The 26,182-nt window shown below is 67.8% G+C and carries 27 protein-coding genes; 8 read left to right on the forward strand and 19 right to left on the reverse strand.

Features of this window, described 5'->3' with window-relative positions; all coding sequences use genetic code 11:
- Positions 1-7: 7 nt before the first annotated feature.
- Positions 8-562, reverse strand: coding sequence for a cob(I)yrinic acid a,c-diamide adenosyltransferase (locus ACS0OT_RS03310; RefSeq protein ID WP_065186340.1), 555 nt, complete (start codon positions 560-562; stop codon positions 8-10).
- Between the two features lie 8 nt (positions 563-570).
- Positions 571-1,155 carry a hypothetical protein gene (locus tag ACS0OT_RS03315; RefSeq protein ID WP_005415353.1) on the reverse strand — a complete coding sequence of 195 codons (585 nt, stop codon included), beginning with the start codon at positions 1,153-1,155 and terminating at the stop codon, positions 571-573.
- 109 nt (positions 1,156-1,264) lie between these two features.
- Here ACS0OT_RS03315 and ubiH point away from each other — a divergent pair, with 109 nt between their 5' ends.
- Together ubiH and ACS0OT_RS03325 are read left to right on the forward strand one after the other, a co-directional pair.
- Positions 1,265-2,473, forward strand: coding sequence for a 2-octaprenyl-6-methoxyphenyl hydroxylase (gene ubiH, locus ACS0OT_RS03320; protein WP_188239696.1), 1,209 nt, complete (start codon positions 1,265-1,267; stop codon positions 2,471-2,473).
- On the forward strand, positions 2,470-3,651 hold the full coding sequence (locus tag ACS0OT_RS03325; RefSeq protein ID WP_053500461.1) for a UbiH/UbiF family hydroxylase: 1,182 nt from the start codon (positions 2,470-2,472) through the stop codon (positions 3,649-3,651). The genes ubiH and ACS0OT_RS03325 overlap by 4 nt, the downstream gene beginning before the upstream one ends.
- A gap of 68 nt (positions 3,652-3,719) precedes the next feature.
- Here the strand turns inward: ACS0OT_RS03325 and ACS0OT_RS03330 are convergent, their stop codons facing one another.
- The 6 genes from ACS0OT_RS03330 to ACS0OT_RS03355 all read right to left on the reverse strand — a co-directional run bounded on the left by ACS0OT_RS03330 (position 3,720) and on the right by ACS0OT_RS03355 (position 9,089).
- The gene (locus ACS0OT_RS03330) at positions 3,720-4,115 is read right to left on the reverse strand and encodes a hypothetical protein (protein WP_065179680.1); all 396 of its coding nucleotides are present in this window, start codon (positions 4,113-4,115) and stop codon (positions 3,720-3,722) included.
- Positions 4,116-4,164: 49 nt separating this feature from the next.
- Positions 4,165-5,232, reverse strand: coding sequence for a 23S rRNA (cytidine(2498)-2'-O)-methyltransferase RlmM (gene rlmM, locus ACS0OT_RS03335; RefSeq protein WP_053501233.1), 1,068 nt, complete (start codon positions 5,230-5,232; stop codon positions 4,165-4,167).
- Positions 5,216-5,776 (reverse strand): nucleoside deaminase, encoded by a 561-nt coding sequence (locus ACS0OT_RS03340; RefSeq protein WP_235649817.1) that lies wholly within the window; start codon positions 5,774-5,776, stop codon positions 5,216-5,218. Before ACS0OT_RS03340 ends, rlmM begins: the two co-directional genes overlap by 17 nt.
- A gap of 96 nt (positions 5,777-5,872) precedes the next feature.
- Entirely contained in the window at positions 5,873-6,595 is a 723-nt protein-coding gene (locus ACS0OT_RS03345; protein WP_005415359.1) for a DUF6348 family protein, read from the reverse strand.
- Positions 6,596-6,643: 48 nt separating this feature from the next.
- Positions 6,644-7,297: a hypothetical protein gene (locus tag ACS0OT_RS03350; RefSeq protein ID WP_171956436.1), complete on the reverse strand. Its 654-nt coding sequence runs from the start codon at positions 7,295-7,297 to the stop codon at positions 6,644-6,646.
- Between the two features lie 43 nt (positions 7,298-7,340).
- The gene (locus ACS0OT_RS03355) at positions 7,341-9,089 is read right to left on the reverse strand and encodes a glutamine--tRNA ligase/YqeY domain fusion protein (protein WP_065186344.1); all 1,749 of its coding nucleotides are present in this window, start codon (positions 9,087-9,089) and stop codon (positions 7,341-7,343) included.
- A 197-nt stretch (positions 9,090-9,286) separates the two neighbouring features.
- Between ACS0OT_RS03355 and ACS0OT_RS03360 the strand changes: the two genes are divergently transcribed.
- Both ACS0OT_RS03360 and msrA read left to right on the forward strand, forming a co-directional pair.
- Positions 9,287-9,550 carry a putative signal transducing protein gene (locus ACS0OT_RS03360; protein WP_442256035.1) on the forward strand — a complete coding sequence of 88 codons (264 nt, stop codon included), beginning with the start codon at positions 9,287-9,289 and terminating at the stop codon, positions 9,548-9,550.
- Between the two features lie 30 nt (positions 9,551-9,580).
- Positions 9,581-10,246, forward strand: coding sequence for a peptide-methionine (S)-S-oxide reductase MsrA (gene msrA / locus ACS0OT_RS03365; protein ID WP_262089880.1), 666 nt, complete (start codon positions 9,581-9,583; stop codon positions 10,244-10,246).
- A gap of 194 nt (positions 10,247-10,440) precedes the next feature.
- Here msrA and ACS0OT_RS03370 read toward each other — a convergent pair whose 3' ends face one another.
- From ACS0OT_RS03370 to ahpC, 6 genes are all read right to left on the reverse strand, one after another.
- Positions 10,441-10,566, reverse strand: a complete 126-nt coding sequence (locus tag ACS0OT_RS03370; RefSeq protein ID WP_255313051.1) for a hypothetical protein — start codon at positions 10,564-10,566, stop codon at positions 10,441-10,443.
- A gap of 337 nt (positions 10,567-10,903) precedes the next feature.
- Positions 10,904-11,860 carry a transaldolase gene (locus ACS0OT_RS03375; protein WP_138953252.1) on the reverse strand — a complete coding sequence of 319 codons (957 nt, stop codon included), beginning with the start codon at positions 11,858-11,860 and terminating at the stop codon, positions 10,904-10,906.
- 50 nt (positions 11,861-11,910) lie between these two features.
- Positions 11,911-12,315: a nucleoside diphosphate kinase regulator gene (gene rnk / locus ACS0OT_RS03380; RefSeq protein ID WP_005408156.1), complete on the reverse strand. Its 405-nt coding sequence runs from the start codon at positions 12,313-12,315 to the stop codon at positions 11,911-11,913.
- Between the two features lie 124 nt (positions 12,316-12,439).
- A complete protein-coding gene (locus ACS0OT_RS03385) occupies positions 12,440-13,402 on the reverse strand; it encodes a LysR substrate-binding domain-containing protein (protein WP_049414506.1) in 963 nt (320 codons plus the stop codon).
- Positions 13,403-13,487: 85 nt separating this feature from the next.
- Positions 13,488-15,080 carry an alkyl hydroperoxide reductase subunit F gene (gene ahpF / locus ACS0OT_RS03390; RefSeq protein WP_005415367.1) on the reverse strand — a complete coding sequence of 531 codons (1,593 nt, stop codon included), beginning with the start codon at positions 15,078-15,080 and terminating at the stop codon, positions 13,488-13,490.
- Positions 15,081-15,305: 225 nt separating this feature from the next.
- Positions 15,306-15,869 carry an alkyl hydroperoxide reductase subunit C gene (gene ahpC / locus ACS0OT_RS03395; protein ID WP_442256036.1) on the reverse strand — a complete coding sequence of 188 codons (564 nt, stop codon included), beginning with the start codon at positions 15,867-15,869 and terminating at the stop codon, positions 15,306-15,308.
- Between the two features lie 355 nt (positions 15,870-16,224).
- Between ahpC and prmC the strand changes: the two genes are divergently transcribed.
- Positions 16,225-17,082 (forward strand): peptide chain release factor N(5)-glutamine methyltransferase, encoded by an 858-nt coding sequence (prmC, locus tag ACS0OT_RS03400; protein ID WP_279946352.1) that lies wholly within the window; start codon positions 16,225-16,227, stop codon positions 17,080-17,082.
- A 48-nt stretch (positions 17,083-17,130) separates the two neighbouring features.
- Positions 17,131-18,072, forward strand: coding sequence for a prolyl aminopeptidase (gene pip, locus ACS0OT_RS03405; RefSeq protein ID WP_019661138.1), 942 nt, complete (start codon positions 17,131-17,133; stop codon positions 18,070-18,072).
- Positions 18,073-18,162: 90 nt separating this feature from the next.
- On the opposite strand, the gene ACS0OT_RS03410 is transcribed toward pip, so the two are convergent.
- Complete coding sequence (locus tag ACS0OT_RS03410) at positions 18,163-19,047, reverse strand: LysR family transcriptional regulator (protein ID WP_065179589.1); 885 nt, start codon at positions 19,045-19,047, stop codon at positions 18,163-18,165.
- Positions 19,048-19,152: 105 nt separating this feature from the next.
- On the opposite strand from ACS0OT_RS03410, the gene ACS0OT_RS03415 reads away from it, so the two are divergent.
- Complete coding sequence (locus ACS0OT_RS03415) at positions 19,153-20,565, forward strand: MFS transporter (RefSeq protein WP_065179590.1); 1,413 nt, start codon at positions 19,153-19,155, stop codon at positions 20,563-20,565.
- Between the two features lie 73 nt (positions 20,566-20,638).
- Here ACS0OT_RS03415 and ACS0OT_RS03420 read toward each other — a convergent pair whose 3' ends face one another.
- From ACS0OT_RS03420 to ACS0OT_RS03435, 4 genes are read right to left on the reverse strand one after another with little or no spacing between them, the layout of a single operon-like run.
- Positions 20,639-21,436, reverse strand: a complete 798-nt coding sequence (locus ACS0OT_RS03420; protein WP_279946350.1) for an N-formylglutamate amidohydrolase — start codon at positions 21,434-21,436, stop codon at positions 20,639-20,641.
- Entirely contained in the window at positions 21,429-21,983 is a 555-nt protein-coding gene (locus ACS0OT_RS03425; protein WP_164230406.1) for an NUDIX hydrolase, read from the reverse strand. The genes ACS0OT_RS03420 and ACS0OT_RS03425 overlap by 8 nt, the downstream gene beginning before the upstream one ends.
- Positions 21,980-22,915 carry a 5'-3' exonuclease gene (locus ACS0OT_RS03430; RefSeq protein WP_164230408.1) on the reverse strand — a complete coding sequence of 312 codons (936 nt, stop codon included), beginning with the start codon at positions 22,913-22,915 and terminating at the stop codon, positions 21,980-21,982. Before ACS0OT_RS03430 ends, ACS0OT_RS03425 begins: the two co-directional genes overlap by 4 nt.
- Positions 22,912-23,493: a nitroreductase family protein gene (locus ACS0OT_RS03435; RefSeq protein ID WP_005415376.1), complete on the reverse strand. Its 582-nt coding sequence runs from the start codon at positions 23,491-23,493 to the stop codon at positions 22,912-22,914. The genes ACS0OT_RS03430 and ACS0OT_RS03435 overlap by 4 nt, the downstream gene beginning before the upstream one ends.
- 331 nt (positions 23,494-23,824) lie before the next feature.
- On the opposite strand from ACS0OT_RS03435, the gene ACS0OT_RS03440 reads away from it, so the two are divergent.
- Positions 23,825-26,146 carry a DUF1631 domain-containing protein gene (locus ACS0OT_RS03440; protein WP_032953949.1) on the forward strand — a complete coding sequence of 774 codons (2,322 nt, stop codon included), beginning with the start codon at positions 23,825-23,827 and terminating at the stop codon, positions 26,144-26,146.
- The last annotated feature ends 36 nt before the right edge of the window (positions 26,147-26,182 follow it).

Here is a 26,182-nt window from a genome sequence, read left to right on the forward strand (position 1 = left end):
TGCCGACTCAGCGCTGGCGCTGCTGTGGCTGCCACAGCGCTTCGCCATGGCCGTCGGCGCGGGCCAGTACGCGCGCCAGCACGAACAGCAGGTCCGACAGCCGGTTGAGGTACTGCAGCGCCTCGCTGCGCACGGGCTCAAGGCGGGCCAGGGTGACGGTCTCGCGCTCGGCGCGGCGGACGATGGTGCGGGCCAGGTGACAGCGTGCGGCGGCCTCGCCACCAGCCGGCAGGATGAACTCCTTCAACATCGGCAGGTTGGCGTTGTAGTGGTCCAGCTGCTGTTCCAGTGCCGAGACATCGGCGGCGTGGATGGCGACGTGGCCCGGGATGCACAGCTCGGCACCCAGGTCGAACAGCTGGTGCTGCAGATGCACCACCAGCGCGCGGACATCCTCGGGCAGCGCGGTGGCAAGCAGCAGGCCGAGCGCAGCGTTGGCTTCATCGACGGTGCCGTAGGACGCCACCCGGGCATCGTCCTTGGCCACGCGCTGGCCGTCGCCGAGGCCGGTACTGCCGTCGTCGCCGGTGCGGGTATAGATGCGCGAGAGGCGATGACCCATGGCGCGGCTCAGTGCCGGATGTCGCGGCGGGCCTGCTGAAGCTTCAGTACCTGCTCCACCGCCAGCTGCAATGCCGCCGCCAGCGCCACGTAGATCGCGGTGGTGCGCAGGTAGGGGCCGAACCATTGTGCGTAGTTCTGCGCCCAACCGGCCAGCGTCGGCTCGGCCACGTTGCGGGTGGTCCAGTAGAAACCGCCCTGCGCCAGCAGGTGGCAGACCGCCACCGAGGCCACCAGCAGCAGTGCACCCTTGGCCAGCACCGGCCAGCGTGCGCCCTGGTAGTTGCGGCCCAGCAGCATGCCGCCGGCCCACAGCGAGAAATACGCCGGCAGCAGCAGCCAGTAACCCGGCGACACGCAGTAGTGCTGCCAGAAATCCAGGCCGCTGCTGCGGATCACGATCCAGTCCACCAGCACGGCGAACACCATCAGCAGCGGAAACGCCCAGCGTGTCCACGTGGCCAGGTAGAAGCCACCGATGAAGAACACCGCCCAGGAGGCATCGGGGATCGCCGCGAAGTGGTTGACCCGGGTCGCCGCCAGCAACAGCACGAGGACGGACAGGACGAAGGCGCGGTTGGCGGTGGCGGACATGGCAGCGGGCCCGGAGCGGATTCAGGTTTCATTCTAGCCCGCCGCGCCGGTTGGCGCAGGTCGGGTGGTGTTGGGCGTTCGGGCAGGGCGAGCGCGTATCATGAACATCATGAGTGAACGACATGACGTGCTGATCGTCGGTGGTGGCCTGGTCGGTGCCAGCCTGGCCATCGCCCTGGACCGCCTGGGCCGCGATGTGGGCCTGCTCGAGGCCAGCCCGGCCGGCGAGCTGCCGGCGGTGTTCGACCAGCGCAACCTCAGTTTTGCCGCTGCCACGGTCAATGCGCTGACCGCGCTGGGGGTCATGCAGAAGCTGGCGATGGCGCCGGGCCCGATCCGCCGCATCCACGTCAGCCGCGCCGGCGATTTCGGCCGCGTGCAGCTGGAGGCTTCCGACTACGACCGGCCGTGGTTCGGCCAGGTGGTGGTGGCGCGGGACTTCGGCCAGGCGCTGGAAGCGCGCCTGCAGGAGCTGCCGCGGCTGCGGCGCTACCGGCCCATGCGCTTCCTGGGCCTGGGCGAGGTGGTCGATGGCTACCGCCAGGTGCGGGTGGCCGACGAGACCGGCGAACGCGTGCTGCAGGCCCGGCTGGTGGTGGGGGCCGATGGCACGACCAGTGGCGTGCGCGGCGCGCTCGGCATCGAGGTCGACCGCCATGATTTCCAGCAGACCCTGTTCGTGGCCCGCGTGCGCAGCCAGCGTGCGCCGGACGGCACCGCCTGGGAGCGCTTCACCGATACCGGCCCGACCGCCCTGCTGCCGCGTGGTGATCGCCACTTCGGCACCGTGCACGGTGTTGCGCGCGACCAGGCCGATGCGGTGATGGCGCTGGACAATGCGGCTTGGCTGCAACGCCTGCAGAACGCGATCGGCTGGCGCGCGGGCCGGCTGCTCGAATCCGGCCCGCGCAGTGCTTATCCGCTCATCCAGGTGCTGGCGCGCGCGTTGGCCGGAGAGCGCGCGGTGCTGCTCGGCAATGCCGCGCAGACCGTCCATCCGCTGGGGGCGCAGGGCTTCAACCTGGGCCTGCGCGATGCGCTGACCCTGGCTGAACTGCTGGAGGATGCGCATGAGGATGCCGGCAGCGATGCACTGCTGCAGGCCTATGTCGCGCGCCGCGAAGAGGACCGCCGGCAGACGGTGGCGTTCTCCGGTGGGCTGGCGCGCCTGACCAGCAATCCGGCGCCGTTGATGCGGCCGCTGCGCAGCCTCGGCCTGGTGGCCGCGCAGCGCGCCTCGGTGCAATCGATGCTGGTCGGTGGTGCGATGGGCTTCCGCGGCGAGGTGCCGCGGCTGTGCCGTGGAGAAGCGGCATGAGCCGGCGCGCGCGTCTTGATGTGGCCATCATCGGCGGTGGCGTGGTCGGTGCCGCGTGTGCGCTGGCGCTGGCTGATGCTGGCCTGTCGGTGGCGCTGGTGGAAGGTCGCGAACCGGCGCCGTGGCAGGCCGCACAGCCGGACCTGCGCGTGTTCGCCTTCGCTGCCGACAACGTACAGCTGCTGAATCGTCTTGGTGTGTGGCCGGCGATCGCGCAGGCCCGTGCATGGCCCTACCGGCGCATGCAGGTGTGGGACGCTGCCGGTGGCGAGGATCTGCTGTTCGACGCCGATCGCTTCGGCCGTCGCGAACTGGGCTACATCGTCGAGAACGGGCTGCTGCAGGACCGCCTGTGGTCGGCGCTGCCGGCGGCGGGTGTGCAGCTGCACTGCCCGGCACGGGTGGACGCGCTGGAGCAGGACGAGGACGGCGTGCGCCTGCGCCTGGATGACGGGCGTCGCCTGGAAGCGGCGTTGGCGGTGGCCGCCGACGGCGCCGAATCGACCCTCCGCCAGCTGGCCGGGATAGAGGTGGAGCGCCATGACTACCACCAGCGTGGCGTGGTGGCCTACGTGGACAGCGATCTTCCCAACCAGGCCACGGCCTGGCAGCGCTTCCTGCCAAGCGGGCCGCTGGCGTTGCTGCCGGTGGCCGAGCGCCGCAGCTCGATCGTCTGGACCCTGCCCGAGGACGAGGCGGCGCGTGTTCTGGCACTGGACGAGGACAGCTTCAACCGCGAACTGACCCGCGCCTTCGCGGCACGCCTGGGTGAGCTGCGGTTGGCCTCCCCGCGAGCGGCATTCCCGCTGCGCCGCCAGCTGGCCCGTCACTACGTGGCCGGTCGTGTACTGGCGTTGGGTGACGCGGCGCATGTGGTGCATCCGCTGGCCGGGCAGGGCGTGAACCTGGGGCTGCGTGATGTCGCCGCCCTGCAGCAGTGGCTGGCACCCTCGGCAGAGCGCCGCGGCCAACCGCGGCTGTCGCCGCAGCGCCTGCAGCGCTGGGCACGCGAACGGCGGAGCGACAACCACATCGCCGCCTACAGCTTCGATGCGATCAACCGCCTGTTCTCCAACGACGAAATGCACCTGACCCTGGCCCGGGGCCGTGCGTTGGGCTGCGTCGGCCGATGGCCGCCGCTGGTGCAGGCGTTCTGGAAGCGCGCCGCCGGCGTCTGAAGCAAAAAGGGGACGGAGGGGATTAAGTCGTATGTGCACATACGACTTAATCCCCTCCGTCCCCTTTTTCAATCCACCAGCCAGCCGGCCAGGTCGGTGCGGTCCAGCTTGCCGCGATGCCTGCGGTCCAGCGAATTGAATTCGTCGGCCAGCGCCGGGTTGGCCTGCGCTTCCTCGCGGCTGATGAAACCATCGCCGTTCACATCCAGCGCGGCGAAGTGGATGCGGTACTGGCCAACCACGCTGCTGGGCTCCAGCGAACGCACCGTCACCTGTGCCTCGCCGGCCGGCTGTGCAATCTCGACGCTGCCGCTGACCCGACCGGCATCCAGTGGCTGCTGGCGGATCGCGCCGCCGGTGGGGCCCAGCGGCTGGCTCTGCGCAGGGGTGTGCGGCAGTTGCTGGGCCATGGCCGGTGCGACTGACAGCAAAGTGATCAGCAGGGTGAGCGAGTGGTAGCGCATGGTTCCGTTCCCCGGTAGCGCCGGGCCATGCCCGGCGGATGCAATGGGATCAGCGCAGCGGCGAGGCCAGCACGGTGATCTCTTCACGATCGTGATAGAGCTGCTTGGCGCGCACCACCAGCGGCTTCCCGGCCTGGTCCTGGAACAGGTCCAGGCACAGCCGGGTCTCGTCCCAGCGCTTCTTCATCGGCAGCTTCAGATTGAAGATCGCATGCCTGCACCAGCCTTCGCGGAACCAGGTGGCCATGCGTTCGGCGACGCGGCGCGGCTGCTCGACCATGTCGCAGACCATCCAGTCCAGCGGTTGTTCCGGGTGCCAGTGGAAGCCATCGGCGCGCAGGTGCTCGACCAGGCCGGTGTCCAGCACGTGCTGGCGCAGCGGGCCATTGTCGATGCTCAGCACGTGCATGTGCTGCCGGGTGAGCACCCAGGTCCAGCCACCGGGGGCGGCGCCAAGGTCGGCCGCGCGCATGCCGGGCTTGGCCAGCGCCTCGCGTTCTTCAGGCGTCAGTAGGGTCAACAGCGCCTCGTCCAGCTTCAGCGCCGAACGCGAAGGCGCTTCGGGCAGCAGCTTCAGGCGCGGAATGCCCAATGCCCACGGCGCGCTGTCGCCCGGGTCGGCCACGCAGACGAAGGCATGGGTACCGTCGACGAACACCACATGCAGGCGCGGCAGGCGGGTGTTCGGCTTGTCGCTGAGCTTGCCGGCCTTGCGCAGCGCCGGGCGCAGTGCATTGCCAAAGGAACGCGCCAGGCCGGACAACGGCTTGCCAGCGTCGGAATCGGGATGCTCCACCCACAGGTCGCCGAAGCGCGGCGCATCGGCCAGCACCTCCAGCATCGGCGTGATGCGGTCGGCCGGATCCAGCTGCGGCAGCTCGGCCAGCACCACCAGCTTCTGCCGCGCGAAGATCAGTTCGCGCCAGCGCAGGCGCGGTGCCAGCGCCGCGGCCTCGTCGCACATGAACAGCACGTAGCCGTCATTGCGCTGGGTACGCGCATAACCGGCGAAACCGGCTTCGCCGGCACGGAACTGCAGTTCGCCGGCCAGCTCGGGCTCGAAACCCTGCCGGCACAGGCACAGCAGGCCGATGCCGGTTTCAGTAACGGGCGCCATCGCTTTCCCCATAGGCACGCAGCACGCTGCGCGCGGCGTCGCGGTTCAGGCCCTGCACCACTTTGATGCCACGCTTGTTGAGCTCGCCGACCCAGTCGGCCGGCAGCGGGCCTTCGTCAAACGGAGTCAGTTCTTCGACGTCGGCTGCACTGGCACCGATCAGCAGGCGGTCGATGCCGGCCCACACGGTGGCGCCGTAGCACTGGCAGCACGGCTGCGAGCTGGTGGCCAGGGTGACCGGCGACAGCACCGCGTTCAGGCGCGGGGTCTGCAGGCGTTGCTGGGCCAGCATGTAGGCCATGTTCTCGGCGTGCGCCAGCGAGGTCGCGTGTGGCATCACCCGGTTCACGCCGGCAGCGATCACCTTGTCGTCCGGGCCGAACACCACGGCGCCGAACGGGCCGCCACTGGCGTGCTCGACGTTCAGCCGCGACAGCTCGATCGCCAGCGCGACCTTGGCCTCATCGCCCGGATATCGACGATCCAGGTCGATCTGGTCGTGGATCCAGGCGGGAAGGGTCAGGTGGACTTGCGCGTACAGCATCGCGGGGGTGCCTCGTAGGGATGGAAGAAAGTGCGGTTGCTTGGGAAACCGGCGCGCAGTGTAGCCGCACCGGCCTGTATCGGGTGTGGCGGTGGGTCAGCCGGGCGAGCCGGTGCGGATCACCACGTACTGCTTGCGGAACTCCAGCCCGGCCTGCGGCCAGCTGGCTGCATAGGCACGCAGCAGGGGCAGGGCGGCGGCGAAATCGTGGCCGTTGACCCGGCAATCGGCCTCGCACAGGCCATCGGCATCGCGCGAGGCGAACAGGCGGATGGCCAGGAACGGGCGCGCCTTCAGCAGCTCGTCGAAGGCGTCCATGCTCCTGGTGAACAGGCAGCACGGACAGGACCCATGGTCGTCCTCGCTGCAGGTGCTGGCGTCCACCTCGTGCTCGCGGTAATGCGCCAGCGGACCCAGCACCACGGTGCGTTCGTGTTCCCGGCCCTCATCGCCGGCCGGATAGGTCAGGCCCATCATTGGCAGGGCCTGTGCGTCTTCGGCGCCGATCGCGGTCTGCAGGGTCACCAGGTCCACCCGTGCCCAGGCCTGGAAGCCGGCCAGCAGCGATGTCTGTTCATCGGTACCGTTGGCGTGCTGGTACTCGAACAGGCCGTCAGCGAACAGCAGCGGATGCTGGCTTTCGATGACGGTGGAGGTCTGCCAGCCCCCGTTGTCGCGCGCGTGCGCGGCCATCGCATGCGGGGTCAGGCGCAGTCCGCTGTCCAGCAGCAGCGCGTTGCCGTCGATGCGGCTGGCGACGCTGGCGTCCTGCAGGGCCTGCTGCAGCAGTGGGAGGAGGGCGGTGGACGTCGTGGTCATGTCAGGCCTGTGGATGGATCGGGTGGAGCATCCAGGCCGGGCCTGGTGCTAGCGGTCGAGCGCGTCAAGTTCGGCGCGATAGCGCTGCGCGTCGGACTGCTGCTGCGGGTCGTTGCCGTGGTCGCGCAGCCAGCTTTCCAGTTCGCGGCGATACTCCGCGCGGAAATCGGCATTGCCCGGGCTGAAATGCAGCTTGCGTGCTGCCACCTCCACGCGCTCGCGCGCGCTGGACCGGGCCTGGGCGATGCCGTGGGGTGATTCGTTGGTGAGGATGACGAAGTTGCGCGGGAAACCCGGCGTGTACTTGACCACGAACGGCTGGTCGCGCGCCGGGATGCGGATGGCGTTTTCCAGCGGCCACAGCGAAGCGGTGTTGGTGTGGAACACCACGTCCACGTCGCGGCCCTCGGCGGTACGCAGCACCCCTTCGTAGCGCCAGATGTACTGTTCGTTGAGCGTCGAGCTGGTTCGCTCTGCCTTGACGATCACCGCTTCGCCGCGCTCGCCCACCAGGTTGAGGAAGGTGGCGTTGAGGAAGTGGCCGAAGAACATGTTGAGCATCGCCAGCGGGAACACCACGATGGCGTAGCCTGGAAAGCGTCGCCACCACGAGACCAGCCCGGCCAGCACCATCGCTGCAAAGAACGTCAGCAGCGGATGCTGCGAGATGAACCAGAGCAGGACGGACAGGGCGGTGATCATCGTCGGGGGCGTGCGGGCGCCGTGTGGGCGCCCGCGCAGGTCCTCAGGCCGACCAGGTGTCGCGCAGGGTCACGCTGCGGTTGAACACCGGCTTGGCTTCGGTGTGATCGCGGCGGTCGGCGACGAAATAGCCGGTGCGCTCGAACTGGAACGACTGCTCCGGTGCGGCGCTGGCTGCGGCCGGCTCGACATAGCCGGTGACGGTACGGCGCGATTCCGGGTTCAGGTAGTCGCGGTAGGTCTTGCCTTCCGATTCGTCGTCAGGGTTCGGCACCGAGAACAGGCGGTCGTACAGGCGGATCTCGGCCGGCACGCCGTGCACGGCGCTCACCCAGTGGATGGTGCCCTTGACCTTGCGGTTGGCGCCTTCCATGCCCGGACGCGATTCCGGATCGAGCCAGCCGCGCAGTTCGATGATGGTGCCGTCGGCATCCTTGATCACTTCGTCGCAGCGGATGATGCCGGCGCCACGCAGGCGCACTTCGCCGCCCGGCACCAGGCGCTTCCAGCCCTTCGGCGGCACTTCGGCGAAGTCCTCGCGATCGATCCACACTTCGCGGGCGAACGGAACTTCGCGGCTGCCGAAGCTCTCGTCCTTCGGGTGGTTGCTGAAGGTCAGCAGTTCTTCGTGGCCTTCCGGAAGGTTGGTCAGCACCAGCTTGACCGGGTCGACCACGGCCATGCGGCGTGGCGCGGCGCTGTCGAGGTCCTCGCGCAGTGCGCCTTCGAGCACGCTGAAGTCGATCAGCGAATTCTGCTTGCTGATGCCCACGCGCTCGGCGAACAGGCGCATCGCGGCCGGGGTGTAGCCACGGCGGCGCAGGCCCTGCAGGGTGGGCATGCGCGGGTCTTCCCAACCGTCCACCAGCTGTTCGGTGACCAGCGCCATCAGCTTGCGCTTGCTCATCACCGTGTAGTTGATGTTCAGGCGCGAGAACTCGATCTGGCGCGGCTTGGCCGCTTCGCGTGGCAGCCCGGCATCGACCAGCGGCTGGGTCAGCGCGTCGTCATGGGCGAAATCGACGTTGTCCACGCACCAGTCGTACAGCGGGCGGTGGTCTTCGAATTCCAGCGTGCACAGCGAGTGGGTGATGCCCTCGATCGAATCACCCAGCGCATGGGCGAAGTCGTACATCGGGTAGATCGGCCACGCGTTGCCGGTGTTCTGGTGCTCGACGTGCTTGATGCGGTACAGCGCCGGATCGCGCAGGTTGATGTTGCCGCTGGCCATGTCGATCTTCGCGCGCAGGGTGCGCGCGCCATCCGGGAACTCACCGGCGCGCATGCGGCGGAACAGGTCGAGGTTTTCCTCGACGCTGCGGTCGCGCCATGGCGACGGACGGCCCGGCTCGGTCAGGGTGCCGCGGTAGGCGCGCACTTCCTCGGCCGACAGGTCGCAGACATAGGCCTTGCCCTGTTCGATCAGCTTCTCGGCGGCCAGGTAATAGGCCTGGAAGTAGTCCGAGGCGTGGCGCAGCTCGTTCCAGCTGAAGCCCAGCCAGCGCACGTCGTCCTGGATCGCGGCCACGTATTCCGGATCTTCCTTGGCCGGGTTGGTGTCATCGAAGCGCAGGTTGCAGACGCCGCTGAATTCACCGGCGATGCCGAAGTTCAGGCAGATCGACTTGGCGTGACCGATGTGCAGGTAGCCGTTCGGCTCCGGCGGGAAGCGGGTCTTGATCGCCTGGTGCTTTCCGCTGGCCAGGTCCTCGCGCACGATCTGGCGGATGAAATCGCGCTTCTCGTGGCTGTCGGCGGGGGTCTCGGGGCTGGCGGGGGTGTGCTCGGACATGAGTCGGCGAAAAGAAAGGCAGAAAGACCAACAGTCTAGCGCGTACCGGGCAGAACTGCCGGGGTTGCCGGCCAGCGGCCGGCACTACCAGGCGTCTTCCGGTAGTGCCGGCCGCTGGCCGGCAACTCTCGGATCCCGCCCKCTCCACCATTCAGCCCCCMGGCGTATGCTGGACCCKTGTCCCGAGGAGCCGCCGCATGCACATCGKGTACAAGGCCGACAACCTGTTCGACGCCCATCTGGTCAAGCACGCCTTGGAAGACGCCGGTATCCCCGCGTTCGTGTTCGGAGAGCAGCTGCTGGGCGGGATGGGCGAGCTGCCGCTGTTTGGCGTGTTGCGGGTCGGCATCCCCGATGCGGCGCGGCCGCAGGCCGAGGACATCGTAGCGGCGCTGGACTTGGGCCAGGCGCCGTCCGACCCCATTTCCGATGCAGACGACATTGCCGGCCTTCCGGCGTAGGAGCGCATCATGTTGGGAATTGGCCAGGGCATCCTCGGCATCGGCGCCTTCAAGCAGCGCCTGCCGCGCCCGGAAGAGGCGCTACCGGGGCGTGACCAACCGCTGCCGCTGCACAGCAACCAGCACTTCGTGAACAGCCATCCGCTGAAGGACCGTTTCGCCGGCCTGCAGCAGATCCGCTTTGCGCTGGGCTGTTTCTGGGGCGCCGAGCGCAAGTTCTGGACCGAGCCGGGCGTGTACAGCACGTCGGTCGGCTATGCAGGCGGCATCACGCCGAACCCGACCTATGAAGAGGTCTGCTCGGGCCTGACCGGCCACACCGAAGTGGTGCAGGTGGTGTTCGACCCGGCGGTGGTGAGCCTGGAGCGGCTGCTGCAGCTGTTCTGGGAAAGCCACGATCCAACCCAGGGCATGCGTCAGGGCAACGACACCGGCACCCAGTACCGCTCGGCGATCCATGCCACCGACGAGGCCCAGTACAGGGCCGCGCTGGCCAGCCGCGAGGCCTACCAGGCGCAGCTGGCTGCGGCCGGCTACGGCCCGATCACCACCGAGATCGTGTACCCGGCACCGGCGTACTACTACGCCGAGGACTACCACCAGCAGTACCTGGCGAAGAATCCGAACGGCTACTGCGGCATCGGCGGCACCGGCGTGAGCTGCCCGATCGGGTTGGATGTGGAGGCGCCGCGCTGACGCGCGGTGGTCCGCCTGCGGCGGGCTGAAGCTGAAAGCAACTGCCAAAGCCAAAGCCAAAGCGGCTCTGGGTTGCTGATGGTTTGGCGGGACGGGTACAGATGGCGGGACACGCCGTAAACCCGTCCCTGGGGGCTCGGCCACGGCATCCATGCCGTGGACGGTCCCGCCATCTGTACCCGTCCCGCCTCCGATCATTTCCCGGTGACGGTGGGCAGGAGCAGTGGATTACTGACGAACTGAAGGAAAACAAAAAGGACGCGGCGTTCGCCGCGTCCTTCTTGTTTGATCCTGCAGTGCTTTCTGTAGAGCGGAGCCATGCTCCGCTCCAAGCAAGCGAAGCGCGCGACCCGCTGTTGCTCTTCTTTCTTTCTTCCGTGGCGGGTGGCCACCGGAAACTGTCAGAGGGCGGGCGGGTTGGGTTCGCGGGAGTGTCCGCCGCATGGGCCCGAGGCATGCCTCGGGCGGGTTGGGCAGGACGCCCAACCCCGGTCTTGCCGTGTGCGCAGGACAGCGCACACGAGCAAGCGGCGGCCAAGCCTCCAGGGATGGATTCACGGCGTCTCCCGCGAACCCAACCCGCCCGACCCAGCGCGGCTTTTTGCTCTTTGCGGCCAACCGACCTGCCACGAGGGGCTCAGCCGTTGGCCGGAATCCTCACAGTGCCGCGCGGATCCGCTCGCGCAGCGCTTCCAGATCCTTGGCAAACGCATCGATGCCGGTCGCCAGCTTCTCGGTCGCCATCGGATCGGCCGCCAGATCCGATGCGAACTTCGCCGCATCGATCGGGGTCACCGCCACGCCATCGGCGGCACCGGCCACCAGCTTGCGCGGCAGCTCGCCGTGGTCGGCGTCCAGCTTCTCCAGCAGGTCCGGCGAAATCGTCAGGCGGTCGCAGCCGGCCAGCGCTTCGATCTGCGCGGTCGAACGGAACGAGGCACCCATCACCACCGTCGGCGAACCGCGACGCTTGAATTCGGCATACACACCGCGCACGAACTTCACGCCCGGGTCTTCATCGATGGTGGCCGGGGCCTGGCCGTTGGCCACGTACCAGTCCAGGATGCGGCCGACGAACGGCGAGATCAGGAACGCCCCGGCTTCGCTGCAGGCCAGCGCCTGGGTCGGGTTGAAGATCAGGGTCAGGTTGCAGTCGATGCCCTCGGCCTGCAGGATGCGTGCGGCTTCCACGCCTTCCCAGGTCGCGGCGATCTTGATCAGGATCTTCTCGCGCGGCACGCCGGCATCGGCGTACATCTGGATGAACTGGCGGGCCTTGGCCACGGTGGCAGCGGTGTCGTGAGCCAGGTCGGCATCCACCTCGGTGGACACCCGGCCCGGCACCAGCGTGCTCAGCAGCGCGCCGACGCCGATGGTCAGGCGGTCGGCCACGGCGTGCACCACGGCTTCGCGGTCGCCACTCTGCTGGCGGCCCCAGGCCAGTTCGCGTTCGATCAGCTCGGCGTAGACCGGCAGGTCCAGCGCCTTCTTCACCAGGGTCGGATTGGTGGTGCAGTCCACCGGCTGCAGGCGCTTGATCGCCTCGTAGTCACCGGTATCGGCAACGACCACGGACAGTTCGCGCAGCTGGGACAGTTTGGACGGGGTACTCATTACGGCTCCTGGGGCAGGGGGATCGAATCGCGCGCGGTGCGCAGCGGTAATCAGGGGCGGTCGTTGTGGACCGCGGTCACGCGCAGGCGCAGCTTGCGGCCACCGGGCGCGTTCCAGTCGATGCTCTGGCCGATCGAAAGGCCGAGCAGGGCACTGCCGACCGGGGCCAGCACGGAAACCTTGCCTTCATCGACGTTGGCTTCGCGGGGGAAGACCAGGGTCAGGACGTGCTTCTCGCCCGACACTTCATCTTCGCACTCCACGCGCGAATGCATCATGACGATGCCTTCGGGAATCTGGTCCGGTGCCAGCACGGTGGCCCGGTTGAGTTCTTCAGCAAGCGCGAGCGCGGCAGGCGTCTGGCTCAGCGCGGGAGATTCGAGCATGGCGTCCAGGCGGTCCATGTCGAAGGTGGAAACGGTGATCGACGGCGGCAGGCCGCTGGCGGTACTCATGGTGAAGCTCCTTGGTTGAAAGCCATGCAAAAGGCGGCACCTGCTGGCGCCGCCTGTCTGTATTGTGGGGACAAATGCGGCCGGAATCGACTCCTGCCGATTCCAGGCCGGTACTGCGGGGGGCTCAGCCGTTCAGCGCGGGGCCGGGCAGGGCCGGTGCATCGCTGCCGGCATCGAGCGCCTCCAGCGTGAACAGCGCCTGCGGCAGACGCTTGAACTGGTCGGCCAGGTCCATCAGGAAGTCGTTCATGGCCGAGCTGCGGCGCCAGATCATGGCGATGCGGCGGCTGGGACGGCCTTCGCCGGTGAAGTCGAGCAGGCGGATGTTGTTCGAGCGCGGCACTGGCGGCTGCACCGACAGGCTCGGCAGCAGGGTGATGCCGACGTCGGCGGCGACCATCTGCCGCAGCGTTTCCAGGCTGGTGGCGCGGAACTCGGACTTCTCGTTGGCGCCGAACAGGCGGCAGACTTCCAGCGCCTGGTCGCGCAGGCAATGGCCGTCCTCCAGCAGCAGCAGCTTCTGCGTGGCCAGTTCCTGCACGTCCAGGTGCTCGCGACGTGCCAGCGGGTGGCGACCGGAGACGGCCAGCAGGAACGGTTCCTCGAACAGGAACTCGGCATGCAGCTGGTCGTCGATCACCGGCAGCGCCAGCAATGCAGCGTCGAGCTTGCCTTCGCGCAGGCGGTCCAGCAGCACATCGCTCTTTTCCTCGACCAGCAGCAGTTCCAGCTCCGGGAAGCGCTCGCGGATGCGCGGGATCACATGCGGCAGCAGGTACGGGCCGAGGGTCGGGAAGATCCCCAGGCGCACCGTACCGGCTTCCGGATCGCGGCTGCGTCGCGCCGCTTCCTTCAGCTGTTCCACTTCGGACACGATCACCCGCGCCCGTGCGGCCGCTTCCTGGCCGGCCGGGGTCAGCATCACCTTGCGCGGTGCGCGTTCCACCAGCGGCAGGCCGAGCTCTTCCTCCAGCTTGCGGATCTGCGTGGACAACGTCGGCTGGCTGACAAAGCAGGACGCGGCCGCCCGGCCGAAATGCTTGTGGTCGGCCAGGGCTACCAGGTACTTCAGATCACGTAGGTTCATCCTTACACCCCAGGGGTAACGGACCGGCTGACGGCGTGGTTACCCGACAGGCAGACAATGTTCCCGGTGATCTGGGAACGGTGGATCAGGCCGCTTCAGCAACGGCACCGCTGCTGTTGCTCACCGACGAGCGGATCAGGTGGTCGAACGCGCTCAGTGCGGCGGTGGAACCGGCGCCCATGGCGATGATGATCTGCTTGTAGGGCACCGTCGTGCAATCGCCAGCAGCAAACACACCCGGCAGGTTGGTCTGGCCGCGATCGTCGATGACGATCTCGCCACGCGGCGACAGCGCCACCACATCCTTCAGCCACTCGGTGTTGGGCAGCAGGCCGATCTGCACGAAGATGCCTTCCAGCTCGACGCGGTGGGCATCGCCGCCGATGCGGTCCTTGTAGACCAGGCCGGTGACCTTGCTGCCGTCGCCGAGCACTTCGGTGGTCTGTGCGCTGGTCAGCACGGTGACGTTGCCCAGGCTGCGCAGCTTCTTCTGCAGCACTTCGTCGGCACGCAGGCTGGAATCGAACTCCAGCAGGGTTACATGCGACACGATGCCGGCCAGGTCGATGGCCGCTTCCACACCGGAGTTGCCGCCGCCGATCACCGCCACGCGCTTGCCCTTGAACAGCGGACCATCGCAGTGCGGGCAGTAGGCCACGCCCTTGTTGCGGTACTGGTCCTCGCCCGGCACGTTCATCTGCCGCCAGCGCGCGCCGGTGGACAGGATCACCGAACGCGACTTCAGCACCGCGCCGTTCTCCAGCTGCACCTGCACCAGGCCGTCTTCGCCGGCCGGCACCAGCGCACTGGCGCGCTGCAGGTTCATGATGTCCACGTCGTACTCGCGCACATGCTGCTCCAGCGCCGTGGCCAGCTTCGGGCCTTCGGTTTCCTTCACCGAGATGAAGTTCTCGATCGCCATGGTGTCCAGCACCTGGCCACCGAAGCGCTCGGCAGCGATGCCGGTACGGATGCCCTTGCGCGCGGCATAGATCGCCGCTGCGGCGCCAGCCGGGCCACCACCGACCACCAGTACGTCGAAAGCATCCTTGGCGGCGATCTTCTCGGCATCGCGCTTGCTGGCATTGGTGTCCAGCTTGGCCACGATCTGCTCCAGGGTCATGCGGCCCTGGTCGAACACTTCACCGTTGAGGTACACGGTCGGCACCGACATGATCTCGCGCTTCTCGACTTCGTCCTGGAACAGCGCACCATCGATGGCCACGTGCTGGATGCGTGGGTTGAGTACCGCGGCCAGGTTCAGCGCCTGCACCACGTCCGGGCAGTTCTGGCAGGACAGCGAGAAGTAGGTTTCGAACTTGTATTCACCTTCCAGGTTCTGCACCTGCTCGATCAGCTCGGCGGTGGCCTTGGACGGGTGGCCGCCGACCTGCAGCAGGGCCAGCACCAGCGAGGTGAACTCGTGGCCCATCGGCAGGCCGGCGAAGGTCAGGTGGATGTCCTGGCCCGGCGTGCCCAGGTCGAAGGACGGCACGCGGCCCTGGCCATCGCGCAGGACCTGCAGCGTGATCTTGTCCGACAGGTTTTCCAGGGTCTGCAGCAGTTCCAGCATTTCCTGCGACTTGGCGCCGTCGTCGGCGTGCGCGGTGATCTGGATCGGGCGGGTCACGCGCTCCAGATAGGTCTTCAGCTGCGACTGCAGGTTGGCGTCCAACATCGGGTCATCTCCTGGCTTCAGGCAAACAGGGGGCGTGGCACCGCTGTAGAAGGTAGCGGACCAGCAGGGGGTAGGGGTGAACCCAAGACAGCGACCGTGGAAGGGGCTGGCTGGCCAAGGCGGGCGAGCGTTGGCTGTCTTGGGTTCACCCCCACGCCGGCGGGGGGACCGGCACGGGGATGAAGGGCGCGCCGTGGCGTGGGGCCACGGCAGGCCGGTACTGCTTTAGATCTTGCCGACCAGGTCCAGCGACGGGGTCAGGGTCTTCTCGCCTTCCTTCCACTTGGCCGGGCAGACCTGGTTCGGGTTGGCGGCGGTGAACTGGGCAGCCTTGAGCTTGCGCAGGGTCTCGGACACGTCACGGGCGATCTCGTTGGAGTGGATCTCCAGGGTCTTGATCACGCCTTCCGGGTTGATGATGAAGGTGCCGCGCAGGGCCAGGCCTTCTTCTTCAATGTGCACGCCGAAGGCGCGGGTCAGCTGGTGGGTCGGGTCGCCGACCAGCGGGAAGTGGGCCTTGCCGACGGCCGGCGAGGTCTCGTGCCACACCTTGTGCGAGAAGTGGGTGTCGGTGGTGACGATGTAGACCTCGGCGCCGGCCTTCTTGAACTCGGCGTAATGGTCAGCGGCGTCTTCGATCTCGGTCGGGCAGTTGAAGGTGAAGGCGGCCGGCATGAAGATCAGGACGGACCACTGGCCCTTCAGGCTGGCGTCGGAAACCTTGATGAACTCGCCGTTGTGGTAGGCGTTGGCTTCGAACGGCTGGATCTGGGTATTGATGAGGGACATCATTTTTCCTCTTGGTGAAGGGGAGTGGGTGAATCGACAGGAGCTAGGTTACCCATTCGCTCGCGATAAGAACAATCCATTGATTGCATCTATTTGATAGATGGAGTCTATCAAATGGCCATGAGCAGGCACTGAACCCTGCCGCTCCCATCCTGCAACTGCTTGTGTGACAAGGAAAATCGACCGGGACGTGTGAAGAGGGCTGATAGCCCCTCCTTATACCCTCTTGCGAAACCTGAACGGATTCCAGCTTTTTGTAGCGTCGAGCCATGCTCGACGGTGGATCTGTAGAGCCGAGCCGACGCTCGGCTGTTCCAGCAGCAGCCGAGCATCGGCTCGGCCCTACAATTGAGGCATGTCTTTCCAACCCGAACCCACCCTGCGTCAGGTCGTAGCCGACGCCAGTGCCCGCTTGGGCGGTGTCGACGCCCGCCACGAAGCCGAACTGCTGCTGCTGCATGTACTGGAGCGCCCGCGCAGCTGGCTATTCGCCCATGCCACCGATCCGCTGGCCGCCAATGACCAGGCCGCCTTCGAAGCTTTGCTGGCCCGCCGTGTGGCCGGTGAGCCGGTTGCCTACCTGACCGGGCGCCGCGGTTTCTGGACGCTGGACCTGGAGGTCGACCCGGCCACGCTGATCCCGCGCCCGGAAACCGAGCTGCTGGTCGAGTTGGCGCTGGAGCGACTGCCGCCGGACCAGGCGTTGCAGCTGGCCGACCTCGGTACCGGCAGCGGTGCGATCGCACTGGCACTGGCCAGCGAACGGCCCCGGGCACAGGTGCTGGCCACCGATGCCAGCCCGGGCGCGCTGGCCGTGGCCGCGCGCAATGCGGCCCGCCATGAACTGGACAACGTCCTTTTCGCCGAGGGCGGGCACGACTGGTATGCGCCGCTGCAGGGCGTGCGCTTCGACCTGATCGCCAGCAATCCGCCGTACATCGCCAGCAACGACCCGCACCTGGAACAGGGCGACCTGCGCTTCGAACCGTCTACCGCGCTGGCCTCGGGCATGGACGGCCTGGATGACATCCGCCGCATCGTCGATGGTGGCCAGGCCCACCTGCGGCCCGGCGGTTGGTTGCTGATCGAGCACGGTTGGGACCAGGGCGCGGCGATCCGCGCACTGTTCGAGGCGACGGGATTTGCCGAGGTGCAGACCGTGCAGGACCTGGAGCAGCGCGACCGCATCACCCTGGGCCGGCGTCCGGCCTAGAATGGCAGTTCTCCTGCCCCGGCAGGGCATCACCCTGGAGCTGCAAGCATGCGTACGCTGTACCCCGCCATCACCCCCTACGACGTCGGCACCCTGAAGGTCGACGACCGCCACACGCTGTACTTCGAACAGTGCGGCAACCCGGAAGGCAAGCCGGTGGTGATGCTGCATGGTGGCCCGGGTGGCGGCTGCAGCGACAAGATGCGCCAGTTCCACGATCCGTCCAAGTACCGCATCATCCTGTTCGATCAGCGCGGTGCCGGCCGTTCCACCCCGCACGCGGACCTGGTGGACAACACCACCTGGGACCTCGTCGCCGATATCGAGAAGCTGCGCGAGCACCTGAAGGTCGATCGCTGGCAGGTGTTCGGTGGCAGCTGGGGCTCGACCCTGGCGCTGGCCTATGCCGAGACCCATCCGCAGCGCGTGACCGAACTGGTCCTGCGCGGCATCTTCATGCTGCGTCGCTGGGAGCTGGAATGGTTCTACCAGGAAGGCGCCAACCGCCTGTTCCCGGATGCGTGGGAGCACTACCTCAAGCCGATTCCGCTGGTGGAGCGTCATGACCTTATCTCGGCCTTCCACCGCCGCCTGACCAGCGAAGACGAGACCACCCGCCTGGAAGCGGCCAAGGCGTGGGCGGTGTGGGAAGGCGCGACCAGCTTCCTGCACGTCGATGATGACTTCATCAACAGCCACGAAGACCCGCATTTCGCGCTGGCGTTTGCCCGCATCGAGAACCACTACTTCGTCAACGGCGGCTTCTTCGAGGTGGAAGACCAGCTGCTGCGCGACGCACACCGCATCGCCGACATTCCGGGCGTGATCGTGCACGGCCGCTACGACGTGGTCTGCCCGCTGGCCAACGCCTGGGACCTGACCAAGGTGTGGCCGAAGGCGAAGCTGGAAATCACCCCGGCTTCGGGCCATTCGGCGTTCGAGGCCGAGAACGTGGACGCGCTGGTGCGCGCCACCGATAGCTTCGCCTGATCGGTAGTGCCGGTCGCTGGCCGGCAACGCTTCACCATTCGCGCCGGGCATCGCCCGGCGCTACCGGCCTCATCCACGCACGGCGTGGATCTACCAGTCCCCAGCCAGCAACGCGTCGGCCAGTACCTGCAGTTTCGGCGAATGCTGGCGCGACGGCGGGTAGATCAGTGACAGCGCGCGGCTGCGGCCCTCAAACGGCTGCAGCACGCGCTGCAGGCGGCCATCGGCCAAGGCGTCGGCCACCGCGAAATCCATCACCTGCACGATGCCGATGCCGGCGATCGCCGCTTCCACCAGCGGATCGCCGCTGTCGAACACCATCCGCGCCGGTGGCGTGAAATCATGAAGCTGGCCGTCCTGCAGGAACTGCCAGTCCACCAGCCGGCCACTGCGCAGGTTGCGCACCGCCAGGCAGGCATGATCCCGCAAGGCGGCCACATCGTCGGGCGCGCCACAGCGGTCGAGGTAGTCCGGGCTGGCCACCGTCACCCAGCGCAGCGGCCGCAGTGGCCGCGCGACGATGCGCTGGTCGGCGATGACGCCGGTGCGCAGCGCGGCATCGAAACCTTCCTCGACCAGATCGACCAGGCGGTCGTTGAGCACGGCTTCCACCTGCAGTTGCGGGTGCTGCTGCAGCATCGGCCCCAGCAGCGGTACCAGCACCTTGCGCCCGAACATCGAGGGCGCACTGATCTTCAGGGTGCCCGAGGGCGTGCACGGACGGTCGGCCAACTGGCGTTCGGCATCCTCGAGGCCGCACAGCAGGGGCGCGACCTGATCGACGAACTGGCGACCATCCGGGGTCAGTGCCACGTTGCGGGTGTTTCGCTGCAGCAGCTTCACCCCCAGCGTGGCCTCCAGCCGACTGATCGCGCGCGACAGGCCTGACTGGCTCAGGCCCAGTTGCCCGGCGGCGGCGGTGAAACTGCGTGCTTCGGCCACCTGCACCAGCATGCGCACGGCATTGAGGTCCATCGAGGTTCCATTCATGCTGAAAATCATGACAGATATGGACGGAAAGGGGTTTATTGAGAGCGCTGCATCAATGAGACTGCGCTCCCCCACAGCACCGGAGCGTCGATGCCTCCCCTCAAGTACCCGCGCTGGGCGCTGGCCCTGCTGGCCACCGCCCAGCTGATCATCGCCCTGGACGCCACCATCATCTTCGTCGCCCTGCATGACATGGGGCGCGCGCTGGAGATCAACGCACAGCAGCTGCAATGGGTGGTCAGTGCCTACACCGTGGCCTTTGGCGGCAGCCTGCTGCTGGGGGGCCGTGCCGCCGACCTGATCGGCCGTCGCCGCTTCTACCGGCTGGGCATGCTGCTGTTCGCACTGGCGTCGCTGCTCGGCGCGCTGGCGCCGAACGCCACCCTGCTGATCATCGCGCGTGCGGCGCAGGGCATCGGCGCGGCATTGCTGTTCCCGGCCACGCTGGCGCTGATCAACACGTTGTATGCGGAAGGTCCGGTGCGCAACCGTGCACTTGCGATCTGGAGCATGGCCAGCGCGGTGGGCCTGGCGCTGGGCACGCTGCTCGGCGGCGTGCTGACCCAGGCGTTCGGCTGGCCGGCGGTGCTGGCGGTGATCGTGCCACTGGCCACCACCTGCGCGGTGGCTGCGGGTGCGTGGTTGCCGGCCGATGGCCCGCGTGCGCGGGGCCGCTCGTTCGATCTGGCCGGCTGCATCACCGTCACTGCCGGCGGCAGCCTGCTGGTCACTACCCTCGTGCAAGGGCCGGAGTGGGGCTGGACTGCGCCGGCCACGCTGGGCTGCCTGCTGCTGTCGGTGCTGCTGCTGGTGGCGTTCGTGCAGATCGAACAGCGCAGCCGCGATCCGCTGATGCAGTTCGCGTTGCTGCGGCTGCCCGGACTGCGCGCGGCACTGGGCCTGACCTTCGCCTTCATGAGCAGCTATGGGGTGCAGTACTACTTCATGGCGCTGTACTTCCAGGACGGCTACGGCTGGAGCCCGCTGCAGGCCGGCCTGGCGTTCCTGCCCGCCACTGCGGTGTGCACGGTCGGCATCCAGCTGGCCGAGTGGACGCTGCAGCGCTGGAGCGCGCGCAAGGTGCTGGTGATTGGGCAGCTGGCCGGCGCCATCGGTATCGCCTGGGTGGCCGCGACGCTGCCGCACGGCGCGAACTTCTGGCCGCTGCTGCCGGGCGTGGTAGTGCTGAGCATCGGCCAGGGCATGACCTGGACCTCGATGTGGATCGTGGCCGGGCAGGGCGTGCCGTCCGCACAGCAGGGTGTTGCATCTGGCATGGCGGCGACCGCGCAGCAGATCGGTGGTGCGCTGGGCCTGGCCGTGCTGGTGATGGTGGCCAATGCCGATGCCGGTACAGCCGGTTCGCCGAGTGCACTGGCCGGGCTGGTGCGCGCCGAATACGGTGCCGCCTTGTTTTCACTGTTCGGCGTGGTGATCGCGCTGGGCCTGCGCCCGGCGCCGGCCGAATCGGCCGCCACCGTCTGCCCGGCCAACGAGGCATGATTGAAGGCGCTGCCGTGGGTGGATGTGCCGGCCAGCGGCCGGCACTACCGGTTCGGCATGGATGCACGCGCGTTCAACCCAGCGCCAGCAACTCCGGTTGCAGCGCGCTGAAGATCCGCGCCAACCGCTCGGCCCACGCCTGCTTCCCTGCCATATCGGCAATGAGGTCCTGGCGGATCTCCAGTTCCACGTGCACCAGCCCACGGCCTTCGCCATGCACCGGCACCGCGTAGTCGCTGGTGCTGCTGACCGAATACGGTTCGTTGTCCCCCACCACCAGGTCGCCTTCGTCGCGCAATGCCTGCAGCAGGGCATGGGCAAAACGCATGTCCTGGTGGTACAGCACGCCGGCGTGCCAGGGCCGCTGCGTGCCGTTCATCACGGGGGTGAAGCTGTGCATCATCACCAGCAGGGTGGGCTGGCCGGCATCACGGCGCGCATCAAGCTCGGTCTCGATGCGTGTATGGTACGGCGCGTGGATCGCATCGATGCGCTGCTGTCGCTGCGCCGCCGACAGCCCGGCATTGCCCGGCACCACGGTGTGGTCGCTCACCTCCGGAATCAGCGTCGGTGAGGCCAGTGGGCGGTTGCAGTCGATCAGCAGCCGCGAGTACGTCTGTTCGATCGCCCAGGCATCGAGCCGTTCGGCCAGTGCACGGGTGGTGCCGGCGATGCCGATGTCCCAGCCGATGTGGCGGTCCAGCTCGGCCTGGGGCAGGCCGAGCCCGGTCAACGCACGCGGCACCTGCTGGCCGGCGTGGTCGGCCAGCAGGAGGTAGGGCGAGACGCCCTGCGCCCGGTGGATCGTGTAGATCGCCGGGTCGTCGGCGCCGAGCAACGCAGGCAGCCTGTGCAGGTCCGCGTCAGCCACGTGGGCGTCCGTCCAGGTGGTGCTCGATCATCCACAGCCCGGCCCAGAGCTTGGCGTCCAGCTCGTAGCCTTCGCCCATCTTCTGCACCAGCCAGGCCGCAGCCTCGCTGCGTGGAATCTCGTGCACGGTGATGTCCTCGCTGTCATCACCGCCCCCTTCGCCGATGCGGCGCAGGCCGGTGGCGCGCACGAAGGCGATCTTCTCGCTGCTGGCGCCGGAAGACGTCGGGCCGATCATCAGCACTTCGGCGTGATCGGCGGTCCAACCTGTTTCTTCTTCCAGTTCGCGCATGGCCGAGACTTCGATCGATTCGCCGGCGTGGATGTCGCCGACCAGGCCGGCCGGCATCTCGATGGTGGGTGCCTGCAGCGGCACGCGGAACTGCTCGACGAACAGCACCTTGTCCTCCGGGGTGACGGCGATGATGATCGCCGCCAGGCCACCGGCATGGGTACGTTCGCTGTATTCCCAGGTGCCGCGCACCAGCATGCGCTGGTACTTGCCTTCGTAGACGACGCGCGGGGCTTCGGTATTGCGCTTGCTCATGCGGGCTCGCTGTGGGAGGGAAGAGGATCGGCCACGCCGGCGGCGTCGAACAGCCGGCGGCGGGTCATCGGGCCGAAGCGCAGGGTCTGGCACAGGCCACCGAGCAGCTCTGGATCGGCCGATTGGCGCAGCAGTCCGGGCTGGCTGCCCTCCAACGGCGCATCCAGCGCGATGGTGGTCAGCTGGCGCCAGAGCTGGGCGTGCTCGCGCTGCTCGCGCAGCCGCACTGCCATCTGTGCAGCGCCACGCAGGCGCAGGAACGGCACTTCGTCCAGTCGTTCGAACAGCGCATCCATGCTGCCGAAATGGGCCAGCAGCACGGCGGCCGATTTGCTGCCGACGCCACTGACACCGGGAATGTTGTCCACCGCATCGCCACACAGCGCCAGGTAGTCGGCGATCTGGTGCGCGTGCACGCCGTGCCGCGCCTTCACCCCGGCCACGTTCCAGCGCTGGTTGCGGGCGTAGTCCCACTGCTCGTCATGGTCGATCAGCAGCTGCGACAGGTCCTTGTCGGCGGAGATGATCACCCCGCGATGGCTGCTCCGGTGTACGTGCAGGGCGCTGCCGATCAGGTCGTCGGCCTCGTATTCGTGGTGGGCCAGGACGGCAAGGCCCAGCGCCGCGCATAGCGCCTTGCAGTGCACGAACTGGCGCTTGAGCGCTTCCGGTGCTGGCTCGCGGTTGGCCTTGTAGGCCGGATACAGCCGGTGGCGGAAACCACTGTCAAGCGCTTCATCGAAGGCGATGGCGATGTGCCGCGGGCGCTCGCGCTCGAGCAGGTCCAGCAGGAAGCGGGCGAAGCCGTGCACCGCATTGGTGGGCCAGCCCTGTGCGTCCTGGAACTGGTCTGGCAGTGAATGCCAGGCACGGAACACGTAGATGCTGGCATCAACCAGGTACAGCGACGGCGGGGCAGCCGGCAGGGTCATGCCGGGGGCGTCCAGTCGCGCAGCAGGGCCGCCGGGTCGGGGCGCTCGCGCTCGGGTACGTCGGCCTTGGGCGTACCGATGTGGATGAAGCCGGCGATGCGTTCGCCGTCGACCAGGCCCAGGTGGGCCTGAACAGCCGGATCGAAGGCCATCCAGGCGGTCAGCCACTGCGCGCCGAAACCCAGCGCCTGCGCGGCCTGCAGCAGGGCGAAACAGACGCAGCCGGCGGTCATCAGCTGTTCCTGTTCGGGCACCTTCGGGTCCGGCCGCGGGCTGGCCACCACCACGATCACCAGCGGTGCGTGGCTGAAACGCTGGCGGTCCTTCTCGAACACGGCCTCGCCCGCATGTGGGTCGCGCTGGCGGCTGCGTTCAGCCAGGAAGTCGCCCAGAGTGTGACGTGCATCGCCTGCGATTTTCAGGAAGCGGAACGGCACGCGCTTGCCGTGGTCGGGCACGCGCACCGCTGAGGCCAGCATCCGCTGCAGGGTGGCCGGGTCCGGCCCGGGCTCGCCCAGTTGCCGCGAGGGCACCGAGCGGCGGGCATCCAGGGCGAGCAGGGCGGCAGGATCGGGCATGGAGGCTGAACCGGTCATCACGGGCGTTTGATTATAGTCGGGGTGGTCAATGACGCCGTCTGTGTCGCGTCCGGCCCCTGAATACCAAACTGTGATGAACATCATGCCACTGGCGGGAAACGGACAGCCGCTTCCCCTCGCCTCGTGGGCCTTGCACGGCTTACGATATCTGTCTTGCCGGGCCGCCGGTCATGAGGTTTGAAGTGAGGACTGTTTCACTGTCCGTGACGGGCTGGCCGGCCTACCATCGACGTTCCGGTACATGGGGTGTGCCGGAAGCCGCGATGTCCATGCTGTCTGTCGTACCAGAGAAGGTGGGGAGCCTTCCCGAATGATGAGCGTGCCCACACCGATGGGATCGCCGGGCCGTGACCCGGCCCAGCTCCAGCGTGCCCGGGACATGGTCCTGCCCGCGTTGTGCCAGGCCTTCGGGGCGGCACTGGCGCGTTTCGACGATGCCCTGTTCGACCGCGCCGGCAATGCCGGCTCGTCGCAGTTGCTGTTCCTGGACGCGATGCGCGAACTGCGCCGGCGCCGTGAGGACATCGCGGCCGCTTTCGCCGGCCACCTGCAGCAGGCCTGGGCCGCATTGGAGGCTGGTGAGCCGCTGTCAGCCGAGGCGACCCTGTCCGGGCCGGCCGAGGATGGGCTCAGCCTGCTGGCCGAGCATGTGCTGGAATCACGGTTGGCGGTGCGCAATTTCGCCACTGTATTGCTGCGTGACTTCAAGCCGGTGCTGGCGCGGCTGGATCGCCGCCTGGGCCGGTTGATCGGCGGCGCGGAACTGGACGCGGACCACAATCCGATCAGCCCCGAACACCTGGGCGTGGCCATCCACGAAGCCTTTGCCGGCTGTGAACTGGCCCCGGAAGTGCATCTGGTGCTGATCAAGCTGTGCGAGCGCGACCTGCGTGCACCGGTCGGTCGCATCTACGAGAAGCTGGACGAGCAGCTGGCCGCAGCCGGCGTGATGTCGCAGATGGGGGCTCCGCAGCGCCCACAACCGCCGGCACCGGATCCGCGCATGGCCGGGATGCTGGATGACCTGGTCGAGCATCGCCACGGCGCGGGCGTCGATCCGGGGTTCAGCGATGACGAGCAGGCCGCACCGGCCTGGGCGCAGCGCTTTGCTGCCCGCTGGTCCGAGCGCCGCGGGCATATGCAGCAGCACCTGGGCGGCGATGACGGCGCCACCGGCGAGGCCTACGCTGGCCAGCAGGGCATGCTGCTGGAAGCGCTGCACGAACTGCTGCAGCAGACCCGCCATGTGCGTGAGGACGCCACGTCTGCGGCACAGGTGGCGGTTGGCCAGCAGCGCCCGCTCAGCCAGCGCGAAATGATGTCGGTGCTGTCGCTGCTGCAGGCCACGCCCAGCGCCACCCTGCGCGCGGCCATCGGCGAGGACGGCGAATCGCTGGCGCAGCGCCTGAAGAGCGAAGTGCTGTCCAGCGCCACCCAGCTTGGCGTCGATCCGGGCCAGACCCGGCTGGACCCGCAGGATGAGGATGCCATCGACCTGGTCGGCATGCTGTTCGACGTGATGCTGGACGAGCGTGAACTGGAAGGCCGCTCGCGCGAACTGATCGGCCGCCTGGTGGTGCCTTTCGTCAAGGTCGCCATGCTCGACCGCCGCATGTTCGTGCAGAAGACCCACCCGGCGCGCAAGCTGCTCAACTCGCTGGCCGAGGCCTGCGAGGGCAACACCGGCGAGAGCCAGGCCGAGCGCATGCTGATGGCCAAGGTCGAAGAGATCATCGAGCGCCTGGTGGCCGAGTTCAACGAGAACCTGGCGATCTTCCTGACCCTGGAAGAGGAATTCCGCGAGTTCCTGGTGCAGCATCGCCGCCGCGTGGAAATCGCCGAGCGTCGTGCCGCAGAAACGCAGCGCGGCCAGGAAAAGCTGGAAATGGCCCGCAGCCGGGCCGGTGCGGAACTGGACCGCCGCATCGGTGACGCCACGCTGCCGCCGGCCATTGCCGAATTCCTGCGCCAGCCGTGGCAGCATCATCTCACCTTGGCGCTGCTGCGCGAGGGCGAAGAAGGCGCCTCGGTGGCCGAGGCATTGAGCCTGGGCGACGGCCTGCTGGAGGAAGTGGCCGAGGCCCGCCGCCAGATCGTCGGCAAGCCGTGGCTGCAGGCCTGGCAGCCGGTGCTGGCCAAGGTGTTTGCCAGCGTCGGCGTGCACGGCGATGCGGCAACCGCCGCCATCGATGCCCTGCATGACACCCTGCAGGGCATCGCCGAGTCGCGGCCGGAACTGCAGCGTGCGCTGCCGGAGCTGCCGCAGGTTGCCTTGCCGGCCCCGCCAGTGGCTGAATCGCCGGCGGTTGAGCTTGGCGGGCAGATCGACGCCGACGATTTCGACAACGCCGATGCCGACCGCTTCCGCCGCATGGAAATCGGCAACTGGCTGGACTTCGTCGACAAGGATGGCAAGGTGCAGGCGGGCAAGCTGTCCTGGGTCAGCCCGATTTCCTCGCGCCTGCTGTTCGTCAACCGTCGCGGCGTGCGCTTCTGCGTGGCCTCGCCGGAAGAACTGGCGGTGATGATGCGGCTGGGCCGCCTGCGTGCCCACGTTGATGATGGCGCCTTCGACAGCGCCATGCAGGGCGTGATCGATCGCCTCGACCCGGGCAGCGCCACGCTGCACTGAGCGGGTGCTGCCTGCTAGGATCGGGAAACTCACCGA

Source organism: Stenotrophomonas maltophilia group sp. RY12688 (genome assembly GCF_052149045.1).
Classification (GTDB): Bacteria; Pseudomonadota; Gammaproteobacteria; order Xanthomonadales; family Xanthomonadaceae; genus Stenotrophomonas; species Stenotrophomonas sepilia.

Bases quoted from the DNA above. Each gene is read 5' to 3' on its own strand.
- ACS0OT_RS03310 (WP_065186340.1), bottom strand. From the start codon at position 562: ATGGGTCATCGCCTCTCGCGCATCTATACCCGCACCGGCGACGACGGC.
- ACS0OT_RS03430 (WP_164230408.1), bottom strand. From the start codon at position 22,915: ATGACCCTGCCGGCTGCCCCGCCGTCGCTGTACCTGGTTGATGCCAGC.
- ACS0OT_RS03425 (WP_164230406.1), bottom strand. From the start codon at position 21,983: ATGAGCAAGCGCAATACCGAAGCCCCGCGCGTCGTCTACGAAGGCAAG.
- ACS0OT_RS03375 (WP_138953252.1), bottom strand. From the start codon at position 11,860: ATGAGTACCCCGTCCAAACTGTCCCAGCTGCGCGAACTGTCCGTGGTC.
- ahpC (WP_442256036.1), bottom strand. From the start codon at position 15,869: ATGTCCCTCATCAATACCCAGATCCAGCCGTTCGAAGCCAACGCCTAC.
- ACS0OT_RS03370 (WP_255313051.1), bottom strand. From the start codon at position 10,566: ATGGCTCCGCTCTACAGAAAGCACTGCAGGATCAAACAAGAAGGACGC.
- ACS0OT_RS03440 (WP_032953949.1), top strand. From the start codon at position 23,825: ATGATGAGCGTGCCCACACCGATGGGATCGCCGGGCCGTGACCCGGCC.
- ACS0OT_RS03415 (WP_065179590.1), top strand. From the start codon at position 19,153: ATGCCTCCCCTCAAGTACCCGCGCTGGGCGCTGGCCCTGCTGGCCACC.
- rlmM (WP_053501233.1), bottom strand. From the start codon at position 5,232: ATGGCGCCCGTTACTGAAACCGGCATCGGCCTGCTGTGCCTGTGCCGG.
- ACS0OT_RS03410 (WP_065179589.1), bottom strand. From the start codon at position 19,047: ATGGACCTCAATGCCGTGCGCATGCTGGTGCAGGTGGCCGAAGCACGC.
- rnk (WP_005408156.1), bottom strand. From the start codon at position 12,315: ATGAGTACCGCCAGCGGCCTGCCGCCGTCGATCACCGTTTCCACCTTC.
- ACS0OT_RS03345 (WP_005415359.1), bottom strand. From the start codon at position 6,595: ATGACCACGACGTCCACCGCCCTCCTCCCACTGCTGCAGCAGGCCCTG.
- ACS0OT_RS03340 (WP_235649817.1), bottom strand. From the start codon at position 5,776: ATGCTGTACGCGCAAGTCCACCTGACCCTTCCCGCCTGGATCCACGAC.
- ACS0OT_RS03330 (WP_065179680.1), bottom strand. From the start codon at position 4,115: ATGCGCTACCACTCGCTCACCCTGCTGATCACTTTGCTGTCAGTCGCA.
- ahpF (WP_005415367.1), bottom strand. From the start codon at position 15,080: ATGTTGGACGCCAACCTGCAGTCGCAGCTGAAGACCTATCTGGAGCGC.
- ubiH (WP_188239696.1), top strand. From the start codon at position 1,265: ATGAGTGAACGACATGACGTGCTGATCGTCGGTGGTGGCCTGGTCGGT.
- ACS0OT_RS03350 (WP_171956436.1), bottom strand. From the start codon at position 7,297: ATGATCACCGCCCTGTCCGTCCTGCTCTGGTTCATCTCGCAGCATCCG.
- ACS0OT_RS03435 (WP_005415376.1), bottom strand. From the start codon at position 23,493: ATGCCCGATCCTGCCGCCCTGCTCGCCCTGGATGCCCGCCGCTCGGTG.
- ACS0OT_RS03385 (WP_049414506.1), bottom strand. From the start codon at position 13,402: ATGAACCTACGTGATCTGAAGTACCTGGTAGCCCTGGCCGACCACAAG.
- ACS0OT_RS03355 (WP_065186344.1), bottom strand. From the start codon at position 9,089: ATGTCCGAGCACACCCCCGCCAGCCCCGAGACCCCCGCCGACAGCCAC.
- pip (WP_019661138.1), top strand. From the start codon at position 17,131: ATGCGTACGCTGTACCCCGCCATCACCCCCTACGACGTCGGCACCCTG.
- ACS0OT_RS03315 (WP_005415353.1), bottom strand. From the start codon at position 1,155: ATGTCCGCCACCGCCAACCGCGCCTTCGTCCTGTCCGTCCTCGTGCTG.
- prmC (WP_279946352.1), top strand. From the start codon at position 16,225: ATGTCTTTCCAACCCGAACCCACCCTGCGTCAGGTCGTAGCCGACGCC.
- ACS0OT_RS03325 (WP_053500461.1), top strand. From the start codon at position 2,470: ATGAGCCGGCGCGCGCGTCTTGATGTGGCCATCATCGGCGGTGGCGTG.